Raw genomic sequence first — 22,182 nt, 5'->3', positions numbered from 1 at the left:
AGTCCGAACCCTCTTCGGCGTTGTGGGCTGCGAGAGGCATGCCCGGTCAGTAGCGTCCCGAGGACCGTTCCGTACGACGACCACAAGGGGGTGCGATGGGCGGCACGCGCGCGGTGGGACTGCTCGCACTGGGTTCCTTCGCCATGGGGACCGACGCCTACGCGATGGCCGGGCTGCTCCCGGACATCGGCGCCGACCTGGACGTCTCCGTCTCCCTCGCGGGCCAGTCCGTCACCGCCTTCACCCTCTGCTACGCCCTGGCCGCTCCGCTCTTCTCGGCCGTCCTCGCCCGCTGGGGCACCCGCACGGTCCTCGTCACCGCCCTGGTCGTCTTCGTCCTCGCCAACGCCGGTACGGCCCTGGCCGGTTCGTACGCCGAACTGCTCGGCACCCGGGCCCTCGCCGGAGCCGGAGCGGGCCTCTTCACCCCGGCCGCGGCGACCGCCGCCGTCGCGCTCGTCCCGCCCGAGCGGCGCGGGCGGGCCCTCGGCCTGGTCCTCGGCGGGATGAGCGCGGGAACCGTGCTCGGCGTGCCCCTCGGGCTGCTCGTCGCGGCCGGCTCCGGCTGGCGGTCGGCCCTGTGGCTGATCACCGCGCTCGGCCTCGCCGCGCTGACCGGTGTCGCGACGGCCCTGCCGCCCGTGCGCGGAGCCGCCGCGCCCTCGCTGAAGGCCCGGCTCGGCGCCCTCGCGCGCCCCCGGGTCGCCGTCGTCGTCGCCGTCACCTTCACCCAGACCGTCGCCAGCCTCGGGCTCTACACCTACCTCGAACCGGTGCTGCACCGCGTCGCCGACGTGGACAGCGCCGTGCCGTACCTCTGGGTCTGGGGCATCGGCGGAGTCTGCGGCAGCTTCCTCGCCGGGACCCTCGTCGACCGGACCGGACGGCCCGCCCGGCTCTCCGTCACCCTCCTCGGGATCCTCGGCCTCGCCCTGGCGCTGCTGCCGTGGACCGGCGCCGTCCCCGGCCTCGTCCTGCTGCCCCTCCTCGTCTGGGGCGCGGTCGGCTGGGCCTTCGTCGTCCCGCAGCAGCACCGGCTCCTCGCCGGCGACGGGTCCGGCGGCAGCGCGGGCGCCGCCGCCGTCGGCCTCAACAGCTCCGCCACCTACCTCGGCGGCGCCGTCGGCTCCGCGCTCGGCGGCCTCGCCCTCGCCCACGGGCTCGACGCCCGTCTGCTCCCGCTCCTCGCCGCCGGGGTCGCGCTCGCGGGAGTCCTCTTCCACCTCACCGTGGCCCGGGGGGTCGTCCGGCGCGACGCCCGCACCACGGACCCTGCCCACGGGGCCGGAGCCGCCGGCGCGACCGCGGCCGAGGCCCCCGAAAGGAACGCCTCATGAAATTCGGCGTCAATCTGCCCAACTACGGGCCCGAAGCCACTCCCGACGCCCTCGCCGACTGGGCGCTGCGGGTCGAGGCGATGGGCTACGACTACGCCATGGTCTCCGACCACGTGGCGCTCACCCCGGACGTCCAGCACCTCTTCCCGGCCCCGTTCTACGACCCCTTCGCGACCCTCGCCTGGCTCGCCGGGGTCACCAGGACCGTCGGGCTCGGCACGACCGTGACGATCCTCCCGTACCGGCATCCCGTGCACACCGCCCGCGTCGCCGCCAACATCGACCGGTTCAGCAACGGGCGTCTGGTGTTCGGCGCGGCGGCGGGCTGGGCGGCCCGGGAGTTCGCCGTCCTCGGCGTGCCGTACCGCAAGCGCGGCGCCATCAGCGACGAGTACCTCGCGGCGATCAAGGCCTGCTGGGCCGACGAGGTCGCCTCCTTCGACGGCGCCCACGTCTCCTTCCGCGAGGTCCACACCGGGCCGCTGCCCGTGCAGCGGCCCGGCCCGCCCGTCTGGGTCGGCGGCCACAGCTACGGGGCGCTGCGCCGCGCCGTCCGCCTCGGCGACGCCTGGCACCCCACCTCCGTCTCCGGCGACTGGCTCCTCGGCGTGGGCCTCCCCACGCTCCGCCAGGTCGCCGAGGAGCAGGAGCGCCCGGTGCCCGACCTCGTCCCCCGGATCAAGCTGCGGGTCACGCCCCGGCCGCTGGGCCCCGGCCGGCTGCTCGGCGAGGGCACCCAGGCGCAGATCGCCGACGACCTCGGGCTGCTCCAGGACCTGGGGGCGAGCGCCGTCGTCCTCGACCCCACCTACCCGGGCGACCGGCGCGAGGCGGGACGCACCGCGCGCGACCTGGACGTCCTGGAGACACTGGTCAAGGAGGTCATCGACGTGGACGCGGGCTGCGTACGATGACGAGAATCTGACACCGGGCCGTACGGAGAGGGGGAGGGAGTGCGGGACGTGACCGATCTGGACCTGCGGAAGCTGCGCGTGCTCAGGGAGCTCAGCGAACGCGGCACCGTCAGCGCGGCCGCCCGCGCCCTCCACCTCACCCCACAGGCCGTGTCCCAGCAGATCAGCGCCCTGGGACGGGAGTTGGGCGTCCAGCTCACCGAACCCTCCGGCCGCCGGCTGCGTCTGACGGGCGCGGCGCGAATCGTGCTCCGGCACGCCGACGCCGTGTTCACCCAGGTCGAGCAGATGCGCGCGGAGCTCGCCGCCCACGAGAGCGGCGAGCGCGGCGAGGTGGCCGTGGCGGGCTTCTCCACCACCCTCTCGGCGCTGATCCTGCCCGCCGTGGCCCGGCTGCGGGAGACCCGGCCGCTGTTGCGGACCTCGCTCGCCGAGGTCGACCCGCCGGAGAGCTTCTCCCTGCTGCACCGGGGGGAGACGGACGTCGTCATCTCCGCGGACACCACGCACCGCCCGGGCCCGGCGGCCGACGACGGGCGCCCCGACGCCCGGTTCCACCGGGTCGCGCTCTGCGACGACCCCTTCGACATCGCCCTGCCCGAGGGCCACCGGCTCCTCGACAGCCCCCGGCTGCTCCTCGCCGACCTCGCCGAGGAGACCTGGATCTTCGCGACGACCGGCATGTGTCACGACATCGGCGTCGCCGCCTGTACGGCCGCCGGGTTCACCCCGCAGGCCTCCCACGCCATCGGCGACTGGGACGCCACGCTCGCGGCGGTGCGGCTCGGCCTCGGGGTCGCGCTCGTCCCGCGGATGGCCAAGCCGGCGCCGCGGCCCGAGGTGACGATCCGCGCGTTCAGCGAGCAGGCCCCGTCCCGGACGGTCTTCGCGGCCGTACGGGAGGGCAGCCAGACCTCCCCGGAGATCGCCGCCGTCCTGGACGCGCTCCGCACGGTGGCCAGGGCGGCCGTCGCCGCCTGACCAGGCGGAACACGATTCGCCACGGCTCGTGGACGGTACCGTCCACGAGCCGTTGCTGGACCGGCCGGGCCGCCGCTGCGAGGCTCGTTCCGTACCGCGGACCACTTCGCGCGTCCCCTTCCTCGCCTCTCGTCTTGCCCCGTACTCCCCCCTCTTCTCCCCATGCCTTCTCCTGGAGCAGGAACACCCATGTCCAAAGCCACGTACACGCGGCTGGCCGCGCTGAGCCTCATCTGGGGCTCCGTCTTCCTGTGGATCAAGATCGCCGGATACGGCTTCTCCCCGGTGCAGATGGTGCTCATCCGGCTCGCCCTCGGCGCCGTCGTCATCCTCGCCATCGGCTACGCCAAGGGGCTCCGACTGCCCAAGGAGCGCGCCACCTGGGGCCATCTGACGGTGGCGGCGCTGCTCGGCAACGCCATCCCCTGGACCCTGTACGCCGAGGGCGAGATCGCCGGCTCCAGCAGCGTCGCCGCCGTGGTCAACGGCAGCGCGCCGATCTGGACCCTGGCCGCCGCGCTCCTCCTCGGCCAGGAGAAGCGCGTCTCGGGCTACAAGGCCGGCGGCGTGCTCCTCGGCCTCGGCGGCACCGCGCTCATCGCCTCCCCCTGGAACTCGGCCTCGGCGGGCACCGGTTGGAGCATCCTCTGCTTCGTCCTCGGCTCGATCAGCTTCGGCGCCAGCTTCGCCTACATGGGCAAGTTCCTGGTGGGCAAGGGCATCCCGCCGCTGATGCTGGCCGGCGGTCAGCTCAGCGTGGCGACCGTGCTGCTCCTCGCGGCCTTCCCGTTCCTCGGCCTCCAGGCCGTGACCTGGCGCGCCGACTCGGTGATCGCGGTCCTCGTCCTGGGCGTGGTGTGCACCGGCTTCGCCGCCCTCCTCAACTTCGAGCTGATCATCAAGGACGGGCCCACCGTGGCCTCGACCGTCACCTATCTGATGACCGCGGTGGCCGTGGTGCTCGGCGCCGTCGTGCTGCGCGAGCCGCTCGGCTGGACCGTGTGGCTGGGCGCGGTGGCCGTGCTCGCCGCCACCGGTCTGCTCCGCCGCAAGCCCCGCCCGGCGGCGGAACCCGCGGATTCCCCGGCCGGAGCGGCGTCGGAACCGGCCGCGGAGCCCTCGGCCGAAGCGGCCGCCGCACCGGCTTCCGGGCCGGCGCCCGTACCGGCTCCGGCGGCGGACCGGACGTAACGGAGTCGAATTTCGGCAGTGCAAGGCGAAACCCGGCCGTTTTCCGGCGGCCGGGCGCAAGCCGTTCCCGTACGACCGTGACCCATGAAATGCCGGGCCGCCGTCCGCAACATTGTGTTCATTCAATGGGCGGGTGGTGGATGGTAGCGTCGCAAGTGGAAACACCCGGCCTTAATGGGGGAGTCGCACGTGGCTTTTGTGGTCGAACTCGTTTTCCGTGGCAATGAGACGGACCGGCTGAGTTTCGGAGAGGCGCACCGGACCTACTGGAAGAAAATGGCCGCGCGCGGCATCCTGCTCGGCGGCGGTCCCTGGCGGGACGGCTCCGGGGAGTTCCTGGTCTGTGAGGCCCCCGACCGCCGCACCCTCTTACGGGTGCTGTACGCCGACCCCTACGCGCAGGCGCAGGTCATCGGCGAGCTGCGGGTCCGGGAATGGAACGCCGTCATGGGGCACGTGGTGCTCGCCGGCCTGGAGCGGTCCACCGGCGGGGCCGGGACCCACGAGCGAATACGCGGGGGCGTGCCCGCCCCCGCCCTGCCGCCCGCACCGCCGCGCGCCCGTGAGGAGCTGACCGCCCACGAGCGGCGCATCGCCACGATGATGCTCGACGGCCTGACCAACAAGCAGATCGCCGAGTCCTTCACGGTCTCCACCCGGGCCGTGGAGCTGCACATCACCCGGATCTACCGGAAGCTCGACATCCGCAGGCGCGCCCAACTGGCCGCTGCCATCGACCGGTTCGAAGCCGCCCTGGCCTGCTGATCCGCACCTCCGCACGCACACACCGATGATGGGAGTCACCATGCCGCTGGTCGAGATAACCGTTCCCGAGGGCACCCTCTCCGAGGCCGCCGCGGAGGTCCTGCAACAGCGGGTCGCCGACTCCGTGCTGACGGCCATGGAGCTGCCCGGCACCGAGTTCTTCGCCGCCGCCACCTGGGTCTACGTCCGCGAGGCCGCCAAGGGCCTCGCCACCACCGGCGCCGGCCGGCCCCCCGGCGTGCTGGTCGTCGTCACGCCCCTGGAGGGCTTCCTCACCCCCGAGCGCAACGAGGCGCTCTCCGCCGAGGTCACCCGGCACGTCCACGAGGCCACCGGTCCCGACACCGTCGTCTGGCTCGTCGTGAACGAGATCCCCGAGGGGAACTGGGCCGTGAACGGCGCCCTCACCCGCCGCGCGAAGATCGACGAACTCGTCGCCGAGGCCGCCGCCGGCCACTGAATTCGGCATTCCTCCCGGCCCCGGCGCCGCACCGTATTCACGGTGCGGCGCCGTTCGCATTTCCCGGACCGGACGTCCGGGAAAGGGGTGCGGATTCCCGTATCGATGTGCGGTTCGCGCCACCCGTACGGTGATGTCAATGGCACCGACGGATGGGAGAGACTCACTCATGGCTCTGCAATCGGCGCCGCGACTCGGTGTGGTGGTTCCGTCCGGGAACGCCGCCGCCGAACCCGAGATCGGCAGCCTCGTAAGCCCCGCATTCAATGTCCACACCTCGCGATTCCCGGTGCTTCCCGGAAAAGACCTGCGCGGTCGTCTCGAGAAGTACAACGACGTGCTCCCCGAAGTGCTGGGGAATTTCGGCGGACTGCGCCTCGACGCGGCCGTCGTCTCCTGCACCGGATCGCACTACCTGCTCACCCCCGAAGGCGACCGCGCGCTCTGCGCGGAGCTCTCCGAGAGCGTCGGCGCGCCCGTCCGGTCCGCCGCCCTCGCCATCCTCGACACCGCGCGTGCCGTGGGCGCCGAGAGCCTGGTCCTCGTCTCGCCGTACGAGCCGTGGCTCACCGAACTCTCGCACGCCTACTGGGAGTCGGCCGGGCTGAAGGTCGACCGGATCGTCAAGATCCGGGCCGGCGCGCGCTTCTCCCCGTACGACGTCACCACCGACGAGCTCGTCGCCCAGGTCAGGGAGGCCGACCTCCCCGAGGACGCGACCCTGCTCTTCACCGGCACCGGCATGTTCACCTTCGACGCCCTCGCCGAGCTCGGCCGGGACAACGAGCGCACCCTCCTCACCTCCAACCTGGCCAGCGCCTGGTGGGCCCGGGACACCCTCGGACTCCCGGCCGAAGGACCCGACGCGCACCCGCTGCTCCGCCGCCTCGCGGAGCGCTCCGCCGCCGTGGCCGTGTCGTGAGCGGCCATCCAGCGGCGCGCGGCACGGTCGCCGTCGCCGGCGCCGGGCCGGTCGGCCTGACCGCCGCGCTCGTCCTCGCCCGCGCCGGCATCCCGGTGACCCTCCTGGAGGCCAGGAGCGAACTGGCCACCGAGTCCCGCGCCTCCACCTTCCACCCCGCGACCCTCGACCTGCTCGACGAACTCGGCGTCGCGGCCGCCCTGCGCGGCCAGGGCCGCACCGTCGACCGCGTCCAGTGGCGCGACCTGGACGGCGGTGTGCACGCCGAACTGGACTACGCCCTGCTCGCCGGGCACACCGGCCACCCGTACCGGCTGCACGTCGAACAGGCCCGGCTCACCCCGCTGCTGCTCGACGCGCTGACCGCGACCGGCCTCGCCGACGTCCGCTTCGGGGCCACCGTCACCGGAGCCGAACAGACCGGCACCGGGGTCCGGCTGCGCACCGAGGACGCGGCGGGACGGGCGACCGTCACCCACCACCCGTACGTCCTGGCGGCCGACGGCAGCCGCAGCAGGCTCCGCGACCTCGCCGGACTGCCCGGCACCGCCGAGGAGTACCCGGACTACGCGCTCCGCGTGGTCACCGACACCCCCCTGGACGAACTGGTCCCCGGACTCGCCGCGCTGACGTACGTCCGCGACCCGCGGGGCTCGGTCAGCCTGCTCGGGATGCCCGACCACTGGCGGCTCATCTTCCGGATCGGCCGCGGGACCCCCCGCGACGAGGTGCTCGCGCCGGAGGCCGTACGGGCCCGGGTCGACGGGTCCCTGCCGGGCGGCGCCGGACGGGCCGTACGCGTCACCGACGCGCACACCTACCGGCTCGCGCGGTTCCTGCTGCCGCGCTACCGGCACGGCCGGGTCCTGTTCGCCGGGGACGCGGCCCACCTCACCTCCACCGCCGGTGGCCTGAACATGAACTGCGGCCTCCACGACGCCGTGGAGACCGCCCGGGCGCTCGCCACCGTCCTGCGGACGGACCCGGCGGACGAGACCCCCCTCGACACGGCCCTCGGCCGCCGCCGCTCCGTCGTCGAGACCGCGGTCCTCCCGCGCAGCGAGGCCCGCACGGCGGGCCTGGACAGCCCGGCCGAACTCGCCGCCCGGATCGACGGCCTGCGGCGCACCGCCGCGGACCCCCGCGCGGCCACCGACTACCTGCTCCAAGCCTCACTTCTCGACGTCGCACCACGACCCCTGAAAGGTGACGCACATGCGGATCTGGTTTCACAAGCACACCGTTGAGGGACGCCTGCCGCTGCTCGACCAGTGGTACCGCGAACACCTCGACGCGATCGCCGCTCCCGGCACCACCGTCGACATCAAGACCCTGCCCGCCGACACGTACCCCGACCGCACCCCCTTCGGGCTGGTCGGCCACCACTCCGCCCAGGTGCTCTTCAGCCGCCACTTCTCCGAGTCCGCGCTCGTCGCGGAGCGGGAGGGCTACGACGCCTGGGTGATCGCCGCCGGCCAGGACCCCGGCCTGCGCGACGCCCGCCACCTCGCCTCCATCCCCACCCTCGGCTACGGCGAGACGGCCTTCTTCCTCTCGGCCCTCACCGGCCAGCGCTTCGGCGTCCTCGGCTTCATGCCGCCCCTGGAGGAGCCCATCCGGGCCAACATCCGCCAGTACCGCCTGGAGTCCTCGCTGAGCTCCTACGAAGTCGTGCCCGGCGGCTGGGACTCCGTCCACCGCTCCCTGGAGGGCGACTTCGACGAGTTCGTCGAGATCTACTCGGCCGCCGCCCTGCGCGCCGCCAAGGCCGGCGCCGAGGTCATCATCCCCGCCGAGGGCATCCCCAACGAGATCCTCTGGCACCTCGGCATCCACGAACTCCACGGCCTGCCCGTGATCGACCCCGCCGGACTCGCCGTCAAGCTCGCGGAGACCCTCGTCCAGCTGGGCGAACTGAAGCTCTTCCAGCGCAGCGGCCACGGCTACTGGTTCAGCCGCCCCGACGAGCCCGTCGCCAAGCACCTGGAGCAGGTCTTCCTCGGCTCGGCCCTCTAACCGGGCCGGACAGGCCCAGGAGATGCCGTGTCCGCAGGACCCCCCGTGTCCCCGGCGCCCCGCGCCGGACACCGCGCCCCGCGCCCGTACCCCCACCGTCACGCACCGCACGCCGTCACGCCTTCGAGGGAGTCACGCCCATGACGTACGACGCCTACGGCCGCAACACCGCGGCCACCGACCCGGCCGCCCCCTACTACCGCCCGCGCCGGCTCCGCCGCACCCCCGCCCTGCGCCGCTTCGCCGCCGAGACCCGCGTCGGCCCCGCCAACCTCGTCCAGCCCCTCTTCCTCCGCGAGGGCCTCACCGAACCGCGTGAGATCCCCTCCATGCCGGGCGTCTTCCAGCACACCCGCGACACCCTCCGCAAGGCGGCCGCCGAAGCCGTCGCCAACGGGGTCGGCGGACTCATCCTCTTCGGCATCCCCGAGCACAAGGACCCCACCGGCACCGGTGCCGTCGACCCCGACGGGATCCTCCAGGTCGCCCTGCGCGACGTGGCCGCCGAGGTCGGCGACTCCACCGTGATCATCGGCGACATCAACCTCGACGAGTACACCGACCACGGCCACACCGGAGTCCTCGACGCCAACGGCGACGTCGACAACGACGCCAGCATCGAGCTCTACGCCCAGGCCGCCGTCGTCCAGGCCGACGCCGGCGCCCAGATCGTCGCCCCCAGCGGCATGATGGACGGCCAGGTCCGCCGCATCCGCGAGGCCCTCGACCGGGCCGGACACCAGTCCGTCGCCATCCTCGGCTACTCCGCCAAGTACGCCTCGCACTTCTACGGCCCCTTCCGCGACGCCGTCGAGTCCACCCTGCGCGGCGACCGCAAGGGCTACCAGCAGTTCCCCGGCAACATCCGCGAATCCCTCCTGGAGGTCTCGCTGGACGTCGCCGAGGGCGCCGACCTCGTCATGGTCAAGCCCGCCCTCGCCTACCTCGACATCGTCCGGCTCATCGCCGACCACGTGCAGGTGCCCGTCTCCGCCTACCAGGTCTCCGGCGAGTACTCCATGGTCGAGGCCGCCGCCGCCAAGGGCTGGATCGACCGCGACCAGGTCGTCCGCGAGAGCCTCGCCTCCATCCACCGCGCGGGCGCCACCCAGATCATCACCTACTGGGCCTCCGAGTTCGCCCAGACCCTGGACCGGTGACCCGGTGACCTCGTCCTCCACCATGCTGGTCCTCGGCATCAGCCACGCCAGCGCCCCGCTCGACCTCCTGGAGAGACTCGCCGGCACCGACCGGCCCGCCGAGGACCTCGTCTCCGACGTGACCTCCGTCGACGGCATCGACGCCGCCGTCGTCGTCTCCACCTGCAACCGCCTGGAGATCTACGCCGAGACCCGCGGCACCACCTCCGAAGCCGCCGAACTCGGCGACCTGGGCGAGCTGTTCGCCCAGCACACCGGCGTCGACCGGGCCGAGATCGCCCCGCACCTCTACAGCCACCACGCCGACGGAGCCGTACGCCACCTCTTCGCCGTGGCCTCCGGACTCGAATCGGTCGTCGTCGGCGAGGACCAGATCCTCGGCCAGGTGAAACTCGGCCTCGAACGGTCCCAGCGGCTCGACCGCACCGGCCGGGTCCTCGCCAAGGCCGTCCAGACCGCCCTCCGGGTCGGCAAGCGGGCCCGGAACGAGACCGGACTCAACGAGGCCGGCCGCTCCCTCGCCACCGCCGGGCTCGGCTTCTTCGAGCGCCGCGTCGGCTCCCTGCACGGCAAGACGGCCCTCGTCATCGGCGCCGGAGCCTTCGCCGGCGTCGTCGTCGCCGCCCTGCGCCGCTCCGGCCTCGACCGGGTGCACGTCGCCAACCGCACCCCGGAGAAGGCCCAGCGGCTCGCCGAGACCACCGGGGGAGTGGGGTACGACCTCACGGACCTGCCCCGACTGCTCACCGAGGTCGACGTCGTCGTCGGGGCCACCGCCGCCACCGGCCACCTCGTCACCGCACAGGACGTCGAGGAGGCCCTCGCCGCCCGCGACGGCCGCGAACTCTTCCTCCTCGACCTGTCGCTGCCGCACAACATCGCCCCCACGGCGGCGGACCTGCCCGGCGTCACCTTCGTCGACCTGCGCCGCATCGCCGAGGAGGGCCAGGAGGACGAGATCTCCGCCGCCAGCGTCCAGGCCGCGCACGAGCTCATCGACGCCGAGGTCGAGCAGTTCCGCACCGGTCTCCGGCTCGCCGGAGCCAAGCCCGTCCTCACCGCCCTGCGCACCGCCGCCACCGAGGCCGCCGAAGCCGAGCTCGACCGGCTCGTCCGCCGCCTCGACGGGCTCGACGGCGCCGCACGGCAGGAGATCGGCCGCAGCGTCCGGCGCATCGTCGACAAGGCCCTGCACCAGCCCACCGTCCTGGTGCGCGAGCTGGCGGCCGACCCGGACGGCGCCCGCCACATCGCCGCCTTCACCCGCCTCTTCGCCGCCGCCGAGTCCACCGACGGCGCCGACCGGACGAACGACCCGAACGAGAAGAAGATCGAGGCCATCGCATGAGTGACATCTCGGCCCTCTGGGAAGCCGAATCCATCGCCGTCATCGGCGCCAGCGAGCGCCCCGGCGCCCTGGGCCGCAAGCCGCTCGACTACCTGCTCCGGTACGGCTACAAGGGCCGCATCCTGCCGGTCAACCCGCGCTCCCCGGAGATCCTCGGCGTCCCCGCGTACCCCAGCGTCAAGGACGCCCCCGGCCCGGTGGACCTCGCCCTGATCATGGTCTCCGCCGAACGCGTCCCGGGCGCCGTCGACGACTGCGTCGCCGCCGGCGTCAAGCTCGCCGTCATCGCCTCCTCCGGCTTCGCCGAGACCGGCGAGGAGGGCGCCCGCCTCCAGGCCGAGGTCGTCGCCAAGGCCCGCGCCGGCGGCCTGCGGATCATCGGCCCCAACTGCATCGGGGCCGTCGCCTACGAGAACCGGGTCCTCGCCACCTTCAGCCCGCTCTTCGGCGCCGAGTCCGTGCCCTTCGAGCCCGGCACCCTCGCCTTCGTCAGCCAGAGCGGCGCCCTCGGCTTCGGCGCCGCCAGCCTCGCCCTGGAACGGGGCCTGCGCCCCGGCTGGGTCGTCAGCACCGGCAACGACGCCGACGTCACCGCCCTGGAAGTCCTCCGCGAACTGGCCGGCGTCCCCGAGGTCACGGGCCTCCTCGGCTACCTGGAGGACACCCCCGACATCGGGACCCTCCGCGAGCTCGCCGGCTCCGGCAAGCCCGTCGCCCTCCTCAAGTCCGGCCGTACGGAGGCGGGCGGCCGCGCCGCCGCCTCGCACACCGGCGCCCTCGCCACCGACGACCGCGTCCTCGACGCCGCACTGCGCGGCCTCGGCATCGTCCGCGTCGACGACATCGACGAACTCCTCGACGTGGCCCGGGTCTTCGAGTCCGAGCGGCGCCCCACCGGCAACCGCGTCGCCGTCGTCACCACCTCCGGCGGCTCCGGCATCCTCGCCGCCGACGCCGTCGAGGCCCACGGCCTGGAGCTCAGCGCCCTCGAACCGCGCAGCAAGGAGGCGCTCGCCGAGATCGTCCCCGCCTTCGGCGCCATCGACAACCCCGTCGACATCACCGCCACCGTCCTCAGCGACCCGTCCCTCTTCGACCGCTCCCTCGACGTCCTGATCGCCGACGAGACCGTCGACATCATCGTCGCCGCCTTCTGCGTGATGGCCGGACCGGACGTCGAGAAGGCCGTCAACGCCCTCTCCCGGGCCGCCGTGAAGGGCGGCAAGCCCATCCTCGTCGCCCGCACCGGAGCCGACTTCCTCGCCCCCGAGGCCCCGCGCGACCTGCGCGAGGCCGGCCTCCCCGAGTACCCCACGCCGGCCCGCGCCCTGCGCGCCGCCGCCGCCCTCTGGGAGGTCAGCCGCCCCCGCACGCTGCCCGGGGCCCCGCGCCCCGGCGCCGCCCCCGGCCCGGGCGCCGACGCCACCGAGCCGCAGCTGAAGGCGCTCCTCGCCGAGGCCGGGATCGCCGTGCCCCAGGGCCGCGTCGCCACCGGCCCCGAGGACGCGGCGGCGGCCGTCACCGAGGTCGGCGGCACCGCCGTCCTCAAGGCCGTCGTCCCCGGCCTGCTGCACAAGACGGAGGCCGGCGGCGTCGAGATCGGCGTCACCGCCGACACCGCGCCCGAGGCCTACGCCCGGCTCGCCGCCCTCGGCGGCCAGGTGCTCGTCGAGGAACTCGTCGGCGAGGGGGTCGAGCTGATCGTCGGCGTCCACTCCACCGACCTCGGCCCGGTCCTCACCGCCGGTCTCGGCGGCATCTTCACCGAGGTCCTCGACGACGTCGGCCACCGGCTCCTGCCGCTCGCCCCCGGCGAGGGCGCCGAGCTCCTCGCCGGACTGCGCGGCGCGAAGATACTCGCCGGCACCCGCGGCCGGGACGCCGTGGACGTCGAGGCCGCCGCCGCACTCCTCCACAAGGTCGGCGACCTCGTCCAGGACTGGCCGGCCGGCTTCGCCCTCGACCTCAACCCGGTCCGGGTCCTCACGAAGGGCGCCGTCGTCCTGGACGCCGCCCTGAGCCACGACACCTCCGAGGAGGCCGGCCGATGAGCGGCACGGAGACGAACAGCAAGGCCCTCTTCGAGCGCGCCCGCAAGGTCACCCCCGGCGGCGTCAACTCACCGGTCCGCGCCTTCGGCGCCGTCGGCGGCACCCCCCGCTTCATCGCCTCCGCCGAGGGCCCGTACCTCATCGACAGCGACGGCAACGAGTACGTCGACCTCATCTGCTCCTGGGGCCCGATGATCCTCGGCCACCGCCACCCGGCCGTCGTCGAGGCCGTCACCACGGCCCTGGAGCGCGGCACCTCCTTCGGCGCGCCCTCCACCGGAGAGGTCGAACTCGCCGAGGAGATCGTCGACCGGGTCGCGCCCGTCGAGCAGGTCCGCCTGGTCAGCTCCGGCACCGAGGCGACGATGTCCGCGATCCGGCTCGCGCGCGGCTTCACCGGACGCAGCAAGATCGTGAAGTTCGCGGGCTGCTACCACGGCCACGTGGACGCCCTCCTCGCCTCGGCCGGTTCCGGGCTCGCCACCTTCGCGCTCCCCGACACCCCGGGCGTCACCGGCGCCCAGGCGAGCGACACGATCGTGCTGCCGTACAACGACCTGCCCGCCGTCGAGAAGGTCTTCGCGGAGATCGGCGACGAGATCGCCGCCGTCATCACCGAGGCGGCCCCCGGCAACATGGGCGCCGTCCCGCCGCTGCCCGGCTTCAACGCCGGCCTCAAGGAGATCACCGCCCGCCACGGCGCGCTCTTCATCTCCGACGAGGTCATGACCGGCTTCCGCGCCAGCCGCTCCGGCTGGTACGGCCGGGACGGCGTCGCCCCCGACCTGCTGACCTTCGGCAAGGTCATGGGCGGCGGCTTCCCGGCGGCGGCCTTCGGCGGACGCGCGGACGTCATGGCCCACCTCGCCCCGGCGGGCCCCGTCTACCAGGCGGGCACCCTCTCCGGGAACCCGGTGGCCACCGCCGCCGGCCTCGCCACCCTGCGGCACAGCACGCCCGAGGTGTACGCACGCCTCGACCACGTCTCGGCCACCATCGGCGCCGAGGTCTCCGCGGCCCTCGCCAAGGAGGGCGTCGCGCACCGGCTCCAGTACTCCGGCACCATGTTCTCGGTCTTCTTCGGCGAGGACGAGGTGGTGGACTTCGACGGGGTCCGCGCCACGGAGGCGTACCGCTACACGCCGTTCTTCCACGAGCTGCTGCGGCAGGGCGTCTATCTGCCGCCCTCGCCCTTCGAGGCCTGGTTCATCTCGGCCTCGCACGACGACCGGGCCGTGAGCCGGGTGGTCGAGGCGCTCCCGTCCGCGGCGGCGGCCGCGGCGGCCGCGAAGAGCTGAACCGTACGAAGGGAAGAGCCCCCGTGGAATCCACGGGGGCTCTTCCCTTTCCGGTCGGGAGCGTCGGACGGCCTGCGGTCGAACCGCTACCGGCCGGAACCGTCGGACGGCTTCCGGTCGGGAGCGTCGGGCGGCTTCCGGTCGGGACCGTCGGGCGGCTTCCGATCCGGACTGTCAGGCGCTTTCCGGTCCGGTCCGTCAGCCGGCGAGGTCGATCCGCACGTCGACATTTCCCCGGATCGCCTTCGAGTACGGGCAGCGGCCGTGGGCGGCGTCGGCCAGCCGACGGGCCTCGGCGGCGTCGAGACCGGGCAGGTCGACGGTGAGGACCACCGACAGGTGGAAGCCGCTCTCCTCCTTGTGCAGCGACACCTCGGCGGTCACGGTGTCGTCCGCGAGCGCGGTCCTGGACTCGCGCGCGGAGACCCGCAGCGCGCTGTGGAAGCACGCCGCGTAGCCCGCGGCGAAGAGCTGCTCGGGGTTGGTCGCGGTGCCGGAGCCGCCGACGGCCTTGGGGCTCGACAGCGGCAGGTCGAGGAGCCCGTCGGAGGAGCGCACGGCGCCGTTGCGCCCGTCCCCGGTGGAGCCGACCTCGGCGGTGTAGACGACGGCCATGTCATGCCTTTCGCAAGCGGAGAAAGGGAATTCCCCCAGTCTCCGGGCCCCCCGAATTCCCGGCGCTACGGATCTCCGCAGTCTTTTCCGGAGCCCCGCCGAATAGCGTCGGAAGCATCACCGATCCAGGAATTCGAAGGAGTTGGCAGCCATGGCCGGACCGCTGACCGGAGTACGCGTACTGGAATTCGCGGGATCGGCGCCCACCGCGTTCGTCGGCACCGTCCTGTCCGGTCTGGGCGCCGACGTCGTCCGCGTCGACCGGGCGCCCGCCGGCGCACCCGACCCCGGCGCGGAGCGGCCCGCGGAGAACCCGCTCTCCCGGGGCCGCCGTTCGGTCGCCCTGGACCTCAAGAGCCCCGACGGCATCGAGCGGGCGCTGCGGCTCGCCGAGCACGCCGACCTCCTCGTCGAGGGCTTCCGGCCCGGCGTCGCCGACCGCCTCGGCATCGGCCCCGAAGCGGCCCTCGCCCGCAACCCGCGCCTGGTGTACGGGCGGCTCAGCGGCTGGGGAGGGCAGGGCGAGTGGGCCGGGCGCGCCGCCCACGACCTCGCGGTCCTCGCGCTGACCGGCGCCCTCGACACCGACCCCGCCACCGGCGCGCCGGTGCCGCCCCCGACCGCGTACCTCTCCAGCTTCGCCGGCGGTGCCAACGCCCATGTCCACGGACTGCTCGCCGCACTCCACGAGCGGGAGCGCTCCGGCCGGGGCCAGGTCGTCGACACCGCGCTCGCCGACGGCGCCGCCCTCATCGCGACCCTGATCCACCAGTGGCGCGCGGTCCCCGGCAACCACACCGTCACCGACGCCCCCCACTACACCTTCTACGCGGCCGCCGACGGCCTCCACCTCGCCGTCGCCGCCATCGAACCCCGCCTCTACCAGAACCTCCTGGAGCAGCTCGGGCTCGGCGACGAGGACGGCCTGCCCGACCGCGCCGACCCGGCCGGCTGGCCCGCGCTCCGCGACCTGATCGCCGCCCGGTTCGCGAGCCGCGACCGCGCGCACTGGGTCAAGGCCTTCGACGCCGTGGACGCCGGAGTGGCCCCGGTCCTCACCGCCGCCGAGGCGGCCGAGCACCACCAGCTGGCCGCGCGCGGCGCCTTCGTGGCCGTCGGCGACAGCCTCCAGCCGGCTCCCGCCTCCCGCTTCGACCGCACCCCGGCCGGTGCCCCGGGCCGCGCCCCGCTGCCCGGCGAGCACACCGACGAGGTGCTCGCCGAGTGGGCTCAGGCCTCCAGGTAGCGCAGCACGGCCAGGATCCGGCGGCTGTAGCCGTCGGTCCGGCGCAGCTCCAGCTTGTCGAAGACGGCGTTGAGGTACTTCTCCACCGCGCTCAGGGAGAGGTGCAGCTGCCGCGCGATGGCCGCGTTCGTGTACCCCTGGGCCAGCACCTCCAGCACCTCCCGCTCGCGCGGGGTGAGCCGGGCCAGGGGATCGGCGTGGGCGCTGCGCACCACGAGCTGGTGCACGACCTGCGGGTCGATCGCCGCCCCGCCCGCGTGGATCCGCTCCAGCGCGTCGAGGAACTCCTCGACCTGGGCCACCCGGTCCTTGAGGAGGTAGCCGACCCGTTCCGCCCCGGCGGCGAGCAGCCGGGCCGCGTAGCTGCGCTCGACGTACTGGGAGAGCACCAGCACCCCCGTCTCCGGCAGCCGCTCGCGGATCTCCACGGCGGCCCGCAGCCCCTCGTCGGTGTGGGTCGGCGGCATCCGGATATCGGCGACCACGACGTCCGGGCGGCGCGCCGCCACCCCGGCGACCAGGCCCTCCGCGTCGCCGAACGAGGCGAGCACCTCGTGGCCCTCCTCGACGAGGAGCCGCACCAGGCCCTCCCGCAGCAGGGTCGAGTCCTCGGCCAGGATCACGCGCACGGCAGCTCCGCGACAAGAGTGGTGGGTCCCCCGAGGGGGCTTTCGACGTGCAGGGTCCCGTCCAGCGCGGAGACCCGGCTGCGCAGCCCGGTGAGCCCGCTGCCCGCCGGGTCCGCGCCGCCCCGGCCGTCGTCCTCGACCCGGACGGTGAGCAGCGGACCGAGGCGCGTCACGCGCACCTGGACGGCGGAGGCGGCGGAGTGCTTGGCGGCGTTCGTGACGGCCTCCGAGACCACGAAGTACGCGGCGGCCTCGACCGCGGGCGGCAGCGGCGCGTCCCCCGCCTCGAAGCGGACCCGCAGCGGGATCCCGCAGCGCTGCGCCACCCCGCCGAGCGCCTCTTCGAGCCCGAGGCTGTCCAGGGCGGCGGGATAGACCCGCCAGGCCACGTCCCGCAGCTCGGCGAGCACGTCCTGGGCCTCCGCGTGCGCCTGCCGCAGCAGCGCGTCGGCCTGCTCCGGGTCGCGCGCGCGGCCCCGGCGCGCCCGGCCGAGCAGCATGGCCAGGGCCACCAGCCGCTGCTGGACGCCGTCGTGCAGGTCGCGCTCGATCCGCCGCCGCTCGGTGTCCACGGCGGTGAGCACGGCGGCCCGGCTGAGGGCGAGCTCGTCGATGCGGCGGCGCAGCAGCTCCTGCTCGGACGGGCCGAAGCACGCGCGCGCGAGACGGGCGTCGAGCGCGCTCAGCGCGTACAGGCCCTGGACGTCGAGGAAGAGCAGGACCCCGCCGAGCAGGAGCTGGGTGAGGAGCTCGGTCCAGCCGAGCGAGCCCCGGACGAGACCCCGGACGAGCAGGACGGCCAGGACCTCGCCGAGGACCAGGAGCCCCAGGACGAGTCCGGACACCAGGCCAGTGCCGACGCGGGCGGCGAGGTACCGCAGGAGACGCCGGTCGGGGACCTCGTACGGGCCGGGGAAACGGTCGCCGAAGAAGACCGAGCGCCGCCGCCGCTCCAGGGCCACGAGCCGCCGGGCCCCGGCCATCAGGGTCCGCCGCGCGCGGGGCCGGGTGCGGGGCCAGAGCAGGAAGGGGCCGAGCGGGATTCCGGCGAGCAGGAGGAACAGGGCGCCGAGGAGGGCGCTCAGGCAGCCGAGCAGGACGCCGGCGAGCCGACGGCCCGCCCCCACCTCGTCCTCGTCCGCGCGCACGCTCCCCGAGCCTACGTGCGGCCCCGTCCCCGGACAAGATCGTGCGTACGCCGCGGGGGCCCGCCCCCCGCTCACCGGGTCCTGCGGTGCTGGGCGCGGCCCCGGTCCTGCCCCGCGCCGTGCCTGCGGTCCTGCCCGGCATCGCGCTCGCGCCCCTGGTTCTGCCCGGCATCGCCCTCGCGTCCCCGGTGCTGACCGGCATCGCGCTCGCGCCCCTGGTTCTGCCCGGCACCGTGCCCGGGTCCCCGGTGCTGCCCGGCGCGGCGCCCGCGCCCGCGTCCCCGGAACCGCACCGCGAGGAACGCGGCGAGCGCCACGACCACCAGCACCAGGACGATCTTCGACAGGACGCCCACGTACCCCTCGACCAGGTCCCAGCGGTCCCCGAGCCAGTAGCCGGCCAGCACCAGCACGCTGTTCCAGAGGAGGCTGCCGACCGTCGTGAGGGCGACGAAGACGTGCAGCGGCATCCGCTCGACGCCCGCCGGGACCGAGATGAGACTCCGGAAGATGGGCACCATCCGCCCCAGGAACACCGCCTTGGTGCCGTGCCGGGCGAACCACCGCTCGGTGCGCTCCAGGTCGGAGACCTTCACCAGCGGCAGCCGGGCCCAGAGCGCGTGCATCCGCTGCCGTCCGAAGAGCGCGCCGATCCAGTACAGCGCCACCGCACCGACCACCGAGCCCAGCGTCGTCCAGAAGAGCGCGGACCCCAGGCTGAGGACCCCCTGCCCGGCGGCGAAGCCGGTCAGCGGCAGGATCACCTCGCTCGGCAGCGGCGGGAAGAGGTTCTCCAGCGCGATGGCGAGCCCGGCACCGGGCCCGCCCATCGTGTCGAGGAGTCCGGCGGCCCACCCGGCGAACCCGTCGGCGGGCTCCCCGGCCAGGGCGAGGGGCAGGGTCGGGGGAGGGAGGGGCACGGCGGGTCTCCAGGGGGCGAGTGGCTTCCCGGGGACGCTCGCCCCGGCACCCTCCACGCTAGGAATCCCCGCTCCGTCCCGGTACGAGGCTTCCCACCCGGCCCCCCTGCGGGAAACCGCAGGGCCCGGTGGCCGGGCCCGGCTCCCGCGCGGGACGGGGGGCTCTCCCGGACCGCCTACCCTTGGACGCATGACGAGCAGCAGCGACCGGAGCACCGCAGTGAGCGTTGACGGCACCAAGACCTACGAGATCCGCACCTACGGGTGCCAGATGAACGTCCACGACTCCGAGCGGCTCTCCGGTCTGCTGGAAGAGGCGGGTTACGTCCGGGCCCCCAAGGGCGCGGACGGCGACGCCGACGTCGTCGTCTTCAACACCTGCGCCGTCCGCGAGAACGCCGACAACAAGCTCTACGGCAACCTCGGCCGGCTCGCCCCCATGAAGACCATCCGCCCCGGCATGCAGATCGCCGTCGGCGGCTGCCTCGCCCAGAAGGACCGCGACACCATCGTCAAGAAGGCCCCCTGGGTCGACGTGGTCTTCGGCACCCACAACATCGGCAAGCTGCCCGTCCTCCTGGAGCGCGCCCGCGTGCAGGAGGAGGCGCAGATCGAGATCGCCGAGTCCCTGGAGGCCTTCCCCTCCACGCTGCCGACCCGCCGCGAGTCCGCGTACGCCGCCTGGGTGTCGATCTCCGTCGGCTGCAACAACACCTGCACCTTCTGCATCGTCCCGGCCCTGCGCGGCAAGGAGGAGGACCGCCGGCCCGGCGACATCCTCGCCGAGATCGAGGCGCTGGTCGCCGAGGGCGTCTCCGAGATCACGCTGCTCGGCCAGAACGTCAACGCGTACGGCTCCGACCTGGGCGACCGCGAGGCCTTCAGCAAGCTGCTGCGCGCCTGCGGCCAGATCGAGGGCCTGGAGCGCGTCCGCTTCACCTCCCCGCACCCGCGCGACTTCACGGACGACGTCATCGCGGCCATGGCCGAGACGCCGAACGTCATGCCGCAGCTCCACATGCCGCTCCAGTCCGGCTCCGACACGATCCTCCGGGCGATGCGCCGCTCCTACCGGCAGGAGCGGTTCCTCGGGATCATCGAGAAGGTCCGCGCGGCCATCCCGCACGCGGCCATCTCCACCGACATCATCGTGGGCTTCCCCGGCGAGACCGAGGAGGACTTCGAGCAGACGATGCACACCGTCCGCGAGGCCCGCTTCGCGAACGCCTTCACCTTCCAGTACTCCAAGCGCCCCGGGACCCCGGCGGCCGACATGGAGGGGCAGATCCCCAAGGAGGTCGTCCAGGACCGCTACATGCGCCTGGTGGCCCTCCAGGAGGAGATCTCCTGGGAGGAGAACAAGAAGCAGGTCGGCCGCACCCTCGAGGTCATGGTCGCCGAGGGCGAGGGCCGCAAGGACGGCGCCACCGACCGCCTCTCGGGCCGCGCCCCCGACAACCGGCTCGTCCACTTCACGAAGCCGGACGAGGACGTCCGCCCCGGTGACGTCGTCACCGTCGAGATCACCTACGCCGCCCCGCACCACCTGCTCGCGGAGGGCCCGGTGTCGGCGGTCCGCCGGACGCGCGCGGGCGACGCGTGGGAGCGGCGCACGTCCGCCCCGAAGCCGACGGGCGTCCTCCTGGGCCTCCCCCAGATCGGCGCCCCGGCCCCCCTCCCGGCCACGACCCCGGCCTGCGGCGCCCACTGAGGGGCCCGAGCCCACCGTCGGGGGTCCACGCCGCCGCGACGCCCGGCCTGCGGGCCCCCGCGGAGCCCCCGCGCCGGGCCTCACGCGACGCCCTTGCGTCGGGCCTCACGCGACGCTTCCGCGCCGGGCCGCCCGCGGGGGCCCGCGCCTTCGGCGGCGCGGCGCCCCGCCACCCGCGCGTGCCCGCGCCCGCTTCGGACGGCGCGGGCCCACCCGCGCCCGTGTGGGGCCGCGCCCGCGCACGGGGTGGGCCCGCGTCTTCGACCGGGCCTTCGCCGGCTGCCCGTGTGGGCAATCGTCCCGCTGGGGCGGGACGGGTGGGCACACGGGACGGCGCGCTGAGCGGCGCCTCCGCGTTCTGTGCCTGGGCCCGCACCACGTGTGACGGCCTGCTTCCGGTGCGGGTTCAGGCGCGGGAGCCTCTGGCGCCGGCAGGGCGCCGTTCCGTTGTGCCCACCCGTTCCGCCCCAGCGGAACGCATGCCCACAACGGGGCCCGAGGGGCGCGCCGCCCACAACGGGGCCCGAGGGGGCGCCGCCCGCGGTGCAACGGCGGGGGCACCGCCCACAGCGGGACCTGCGGGCGCGCCGCCCACAAAGAGACCGACGGGCGCGCCGAACGCGGCGCATCGGCGGGTGCGGACCCACGACCGGCGGGGCCCAGACGCAGGGCGGGGCCCGTGCCGCCCCGCACAGTAGGCTGCCGATCATGCTTGTCGCCGCAGCCGTCACCCCCTGCCCGCCCCTCCTCCTCCCCGACGTCGCGACCGGCGCCGCCCCCGAGCTGGACGCCGCACGGGCGGCCTGCGCCGACGCCGTCGGGCTGCTCGCCGCCGCCCGCCCCGACCGGCTGTACGTGGTCGGACCCGCCGGCGAGGGCGCCCAGGGCGTCCACCCGGCCGGAGCCAGGGGCTCGTTCGCCGGATTCGGCGTCGACCTCGACGTACGCCTGGGAGAGGGACCGGACGGCGGCCGTCCGCTGCCGGCCTCCCTCGCCGTGGGCGCCTGGCTCCTGACCCGCGCCGACTGGGCCGGCGCTCCGGTCGAGGGCCTGGCCGTGGCCGGGTCGACGGCGGCGGACGACTGCGCCGCGACCGGCCGTGACCTCGCCGCCTCGGCCGAGCGCGTCGCCCTCCTGGTCCTCGGCGACGGCAGCGCCTGCCGGACCGTCAAGGCGCCGGGCTACCTGGACGAGCGGGCCGCGGGCTTCGACGCGGAGGCCGCCCGGGCCCTCGGAACCGCCGACACGGCCGCGCTGCTCGCGCTGGACGCCGGTCTCGCGACGGAGCTGCGGGCGGCCGGACGGGCCCCCTGGCAGGTCCTCGCCGGCGCCGCCGAGGGCGCGGGCCTCGACGGCCGCCTGCTCTTCGAGGACGCCCCCTACGGGGTGGGGTACTTCGTGGCGGCCTGGTCCTGAGGAGCCCCCGGCACGGGCACGGAAACGGCGAACGGCCGCGGAGCGTCACGCTCC

19 protein-coding genes and 1 pseudogene are annotated in these 22,182 nt (G+C 74.4%); 16 read left to right on the top strand and 4 right to left on the bottom strand.

The window, feature by feature from the left end; translation table 11 throughout:
- Nucleotides 1–95: 95 nt before the first annotated feature.
- The 13 genes from ACFYXU_RS27980 (at nt 96) to hemL (ending at nt 14,443) form a co-directional block, all read left to right on the top strand.
- Nucleotides 96–1,337, top strand: a complete 1,242-nt coding sequence (locus ACFYXU_RS27980; protein ID WP_389408398.1) for an MFS transporter — start codon at nt 96–98, stop codon at nt 1,335–1,337.
- A complete protein-coding gene (locus ACFYXU_RS27975) occupies nt 1,334–2,251 on the top strand; it encodes a TIGR03619 family F420-dependent LLM class oxidoreductase (protein ID WP_389460496.1) in 918 nt (305 codons plus the stop codon). Before ACFYXU_RS27980 ends, ACFYXU_RS27975 begins: the two co-directional genes overlap by 4 nt.
- 39 nt (nt 2,252–2,290) lie before the next feature.
- Entirely contained in the window at nt 2,291–3,232 is a 942-nt protein-coding gene (locus ACFYXU_RS27970) for a LysR family transcriptional regulator (RefSeq protein ID WP_329857301.1), read from the top strand.
- A gap of 189 nt (nt 3,233–3,421) precedes the next feature.
- A complete protein-coding gene (locus ACFYXU_RS27965; RefSeq protein WP_389408399.1) occupies nt 3,422–4,423 on the top strand; it encodes a DMT family transporter in 1,002 nt (333 codons plus the stop codon).
- A gap of 189 nt (nt 4,424–4,612) precedes the next feature.
- On the top strand, nt 4,613–5,188 hold the full coding sequence (locus ACFYXU_RS27960) for a LuxR C-terminal-related transcriptional regulator (RefSeq protein WP_376512325.1): 576 nt from the start codon (nt 4,613–4,615) through the stop codon (nt 5,186–5,188).
- 25 nt (nt 5,189–5,213) lie between these two features.
- Nucleotides 5,214–5,648, top strand: coding sequence for a 4-oxalocrotonate tautomerase family protein (locus tag ACFYXU_RS27955; protein ID WP_384569440.1), 435 nt, complete (start codon nt 5,214–5,216; stop codon nt 5,646–5,648).
- A gap of 337 nt (nt 5,649–5,985) precedes the next feature.
- Nucleotides 5,986–6,570: an arylmalonate decarboxylase gene (locus tag ACFYXU_RS27950; protein WP_329857297.1), complete on the top strand. Its 585-nt coding sequence runs from the start codon at nt 5,986–5,988 to the stop codon at nt 6,568–6,570.
- Entirely contained in the window at nt 6,567–7,817 is a 1,251-nt protein-coding gene (locus ACFYXU_RS27945; protein ID WP_389408400.1) for an FAD-dependent oxidoreductase, read from the top strand. Before ACFYXU_RS27950 ends, ACFYXU_RS27945 begins: the two co-directional genes overlap by 4 nt.
- Nucleotides 7,786–8,586: an aspartate/glutamate racemase family protein gene (locus ACFYXU_RS27940; RefSeq protein ID WP_329857293.1), complete on the top strand. Its 801-nt coding sequence runs from the start codon at nt 7,786–7,788 to the stop codon at nt 8,584–8,586. Before ACFYXU_RS27945 ends, ACFYXU_RS27940 begins: the two co-directional genes overlap by 32 nt.
- A gap of 140 nt (nt 8,587–8,726) precedes the next feature.
- Nucleotides 8,727–9,746, top strand: a complete 1,020-nt coding sequence (hemB, locus tag ACFYXU_RS27935; RefSeq protein ID WP_329857291.1) for a porphobilinogen synthase — start codon at nt 8,727–8,729, stop codon at nt 9,744–9,746.
- A gap of 4 nt (nt 9,747–9,750) precedes the next feature.
- On the top strand, nt 9,751–11,094 hold the full coding sequence (gene hemA / locus ACFYXU_RS27930; protein WP_329857290.1) for a glutamyl-tRNA reductase: 1,344 nt from the start codon (nt 9,751–9,753) through the stop codon (nt 11,092–11,094).
- The gene (locus ACFYXU_RS27925; RefSeq protein WP_389460494.1) at nt 11,091–13,145 is read left to right on the top strand and encodes an acetate--CoA ligase family protein; all 2,055 of its coding nucleotides are present in this window, start codon (nt 11,091–11,093) and stop codon (nt 13,143–13,145) included. The genes hemA and ACFYXU_RS27925 overlap by 4 nt, the downstream gene beginning before the upstream one ends.
- A complete protein-coding gene (hemL, locus tag ACFYXU_RS27920) occupies nt 13,142–14,443 on the top strand; it encodes a glutamate-1-semialdehyde 2,1-aminomutase (RefSeq protein WP_389460492.1) in 1,302 nt (433 codons plus the stop codon). The genes ACFYXU_RS27925 and hemL overlap by 4 nt, the downstream gene beginning before the upstream one ends.
- A 198-nt stretch (nt 14,444–14,641) precedes the next feature.
- On the opposite strand, the gene ACFYXU_RS27915 is transcribed toward hemL, so the two are convergent.
- Nucleotides 14,642–15,058, bottom strand: coding sequence for an organic hydroperoxide resistance protein (locus ACFYXU_RS27915; protein WP_329857285.1), 417 nt, complete (start codon nt 15,056–15,058; stop codon nt 14,642–14,644).
- A gap of 151 nt (nt 15,059–15,209) precedes the next feature.
- On the opposite strand from ACFYXU_RS27915, the gene ACFYXU_RS27910 reads away from it, so the two are divergent.
- Nucleotides 15,210–16,304, top strand: a complete 1,095-nt coding sequence (locus ACFYXU_RS27910) for a CaiB/BaiF CoA-transferase family protein (RefSeq protein WP_329857284.1) — start codon at nt 15,210–15,212, stop codon at nt 16,302–16,304.
- Here ACFYXU_RS27910 and ACFYXU_RS27905 read toward each other — a convergent pair.
- The 3 genes and pseudogenes from ACFYXU_RS27905 to ACFYXU_RS27895 form a co-directional block, all read right to left on the bottom strand.
- Nucleotides 16,289–16,933: a response regulator gene (locus tag ACFYXU_RS27905; protein ID WP_389460489.1), complete on the bottom strand. Its 645-nt coding sequence runs from the start codon at nt 16,931–16,933 to the stop codon at nt 16,289–16,291. The two genes, ACFYXU_RS27910 and ACFYXU_RS27905, sit on opposite strands and share 16 nt — an antisense overlap.
- Nucleotides 16,924–18,081 carry a sensor histidine kinase gene (locus ACFYXU_RS27900; RefSeq protein WP_376512338.1) on the bottom strand — a complete coding sequence of 386 codons (1,158 nt, stop codon included), beginning with the start codon at nt 18,079–18,081 and terminating at the stop codon, nt 16,924–16,926. The genes ACFYXU_RS27905 and ACFYXU_RS27900 overlap by 10 nt, the downstream gene beginning before the upstream one ends.
- Nucleotides 18,082–18,326: 245 nt before the next feature.
- Nucleotides 18,327–18,980 (bottom strand): annotated as a pseudogene (locus ACFYXU_RS27895) (DedA family protein); the annotation flags it as partial.
- A gap of 211 nt (nt 18,981–19,191) precedes the next feature.
- On the opposite strand from ACFYXU_RS27895, the gene miaB reads away from it, so the two are divergent.
- Both miaB and ACFYXU_RS27885 read left to right on the top strand, forming a co-directional pair.
- The gene (miaB, locus tag ACFYXU_RS27890) at nt 19,192–20,712 is read left to right on the top strand and encodes a tRNA (N6-isopentenyl adenosine(37)-C2)-methylthiotransferase MiaB (RefSeq protein WP_376512342.1); all 1,521 of its coding nucleotides are present in this window, start codon (nt 19,192–19,194) and stop codon (nt 20,710–20,712) included.
- A gap of 708 nt (nt 20,713–21,420) precedes the next feature.
- The gene (locus ACFYXU_RS27885) at nt 21,421–22,128 is read left to right on the top strand and encodes a class III extradiol dioxygenase subunit B-like domain-containing protein (protein WP_389408402.1); all 708 of its coding nucleotides are present in this window, start codon (nt 21,421–21,423) and stop codon (nt 22,126–22,128) included.
- Nucleotides 22,129–22,182 lie beyond the last annotated feature (54 nt).

It is taken from the genome of Streptomyces sp. NPDC002232, from assembly GCF_042890295.1.
Lineage (GTDB): Bacteria > Actinomycetota > Actinomycetes > Streptomycetales > Streptomycetaceae > Streptomyces.
Note: the sequence above shows the minus strand (reverse complement) of the source record. Positions and strands in the feature narration are given on the sequence as shown.

Excerpts from the sequence above, each read along its gene's own strand:
- ACFYXU_RS27980 (WP_389408398.1), top strand. The coding sequence starts at position 96 with ATGGGCGGCACGCGCGCGGTGGGACTGCTCGCACTGGGTTCCTTCGCC.
- ACFYXU_RS27975 (WP_389460496.1), top strand. The coding sequence starts at position 1,334 with ATGAAATTCGGCGTCAATCTGCCCAACTACGGGCCCGAAGCCACTCCC.
- ACFYXU_RS27965 (WP_389408399.1), top strand. The coding sequence starts at position 3,422 with ATGTCCAAAGCCACGTACACGCGGCTGGCCGCGCTGAGCCTCATCTGG.
- ACFYXU_RS27955 (WP_384569440.1), top strand. The coding sequence starts at position 5,214 with ATGATGGGAGTCACCATGCCGCTGGTCGAGATAACCGTTCCCGAGGGC.
- ACFYXU_RS27940 (WP_329857293.1), top strand. The coding sequence starts at position 7,786 with ATGCGGATCTGGTTTCACAAGCACACCGTTGAGGGACGCCTGCCGCTG.
- hemB (WP_329857291.1), top strand. The coding sequence starts at position 8,727 with ATGACGTACGACGCCTACGGCCGCAACACCGCGGCCACCGACCCGGCC.
- ACFYXU_RS27925 (WP_389460494.1), top strand. The coding sequence starts at position 11,091 with ATGAGTGACATCTCGGCCCTCTGGGAAGCCGAATCCATCGCCGTCATC.
- hemL (WP_389460492.1), top strand. The coding sequence starts at position 13,142 with ATGAGCGGCACGGAGACGAACAGCAAGGCCCTCTTCGAGCGCGCCCGC.
- ACFYXU_RS27915 (WP_329857285.1), bottom strand. The coding sequence starts at position 15,058 with ATGGCCGTCGTCTACACCGCCGAGGTCGGCTCCACCGGGGACGGGCGC.
- ACFYXU_RS27910 (WP_329857284.1), top strand. The coding sequence starts at position 15,210 with ATGGCCGGACCGCTGACCGGAGTACGCGTACTGGAATTCGCGGGATCG.
- miaB (WP_376512342.1), top strand. The coding sequence starts at position 19,192 with ATGACGAGCAGCAGCGACCGGAGCACCGCAGTGAGCGTTGACGGCACC.
- ACFYXU_RS27885 (WP_389408402.1), top strand. The coding sequence starts at position 21,421 with ATGCTTGTCGCCGCAGCCGTCACCCCCTGCCCGCCCCTCCTCCTCCCC.